The 1135-nt window shown below is 27.5% G+C and carries 2 protein-coding genes; both read right to left on the bottom strand.

The window, feature by feature from the left end; all coding sequences use genetic code 11:
- Nucleotides 1-465 (bottom strand): hypothetical protein (locus ELQ12_RS09685; protein ID WP_134264753.1); only part of this gene is annotated, 465 nt, incomplete at its 3' end.
- On the bottom strand, nucleotides 449-1093 hold the full coding sequence (locus ELQ12_RS10795; protein WP_070261730.1) for a hypothetical protein: 645 nt from the start codon (nucleotides 1091-1093) through the stop codon (nucleotides 449-451). The genes ELQ12_RS10795 and ELQ12_RS09685, both read right to left, overlap by 17 nt.
- Nucleotides 1094-1135 lie beyond the last annotated feature (42 nt).

Genomic DNA, 1135 nt, shown 5'->3' with positions numbered 1-1135 from the left:
ACCCACCACTGTCCCAACAATAGGAAAGCTCGAGCCTATAGCTGCTCCAGTTGCTGCACCTGCGGCAATACGAGAAATGAAAGAAATTCCAATTTCTATAGTATTTATAGCTATTTGCGATGTTGCTAGTGCTCCAATTGCTGTTTCAACAGCAATTTCACCAAAAGCTCTTGTGTTAGATTTATTTTCTGCTTTTTTATACAAATAACTTAAAATACCAAAATTACCCATAATTTTATATTTATAAAATGTTATTACTTTAGTTGAAACACTCTGATTAATCATATATTGTTCTAATATTTTTCCAGATGTTGCTCCAGTTATTGACATACCATAAGAAGCAAGTGTTCCAATGTTCCCAAAATCTCTTATATTTGCAGAATTTTGATTTAGTGCAAATTTATCATCTATCTTTTTTCTGATTTCTAAACTTCCATAAATGGTATTGTTATTTTCCATACTCATTTTTATCCAATCTTATCTTATCAATTTCTTTAAGATCTATATTGTAATACTGCTCAAGTTGAAATAACCCATAGATAGCAGCAGCTTTAAGATATTTATTATTCTCACAACTAATAAGATAATTTATAAGATGACTTTTTGTAAAATTTGCAAGTTCATTAAAATTTGTATTAGCGGATTCAATAAAACCATATAATTCCTTACCATTACAATTTAATGAAAGAATTTTAGCTATTGATGACATTGTTATGCCGAGATAAAAATTAGACTCCATACCGATAACATAACTCCCAGATTCTAATATTAGGTCTTTTCCTATATATTTTTCAATATATAATTTATAATTATTATCGATATACATTCTTTTCAAATTTAAAGAACGATATAGCCTTTTTGTAAAAAATATAATTGCAAATACGATAACAATCATAACAACATAAGCTTTCCAATTATCGACTTTAAATTTATTTCCACTAACAAACAGCAAAAAACATACAAATATAATAAAACCAAAATAACTACCATAAGCCCAAAATATCATAAAAGTAACTTTTCTTTTTAACTCCCAAATGATTTCATCTTGAGTGTCTTGCTCTTTGATTTCTGTGTTATTGTTTGTTTGGCTCATTTTTATCCTTATTTAATTCTCAATTCCTCAATTTTTAAAAAG

This window comes from Campylobacter sp. US25a, assembly GCF_004379075.1.
GTDB lineage: Bacteria > Campylobacterota > Campylobacteria > Campylobacterales > Campylobacteraceae > Campylobacter_D > Campylobacter_D jejuni.
The sequence above is the reverse complement of the archived record's forward strand: the minus strand, read 5'-3'. Positions and strand labels throughout refer to the sequence as shown.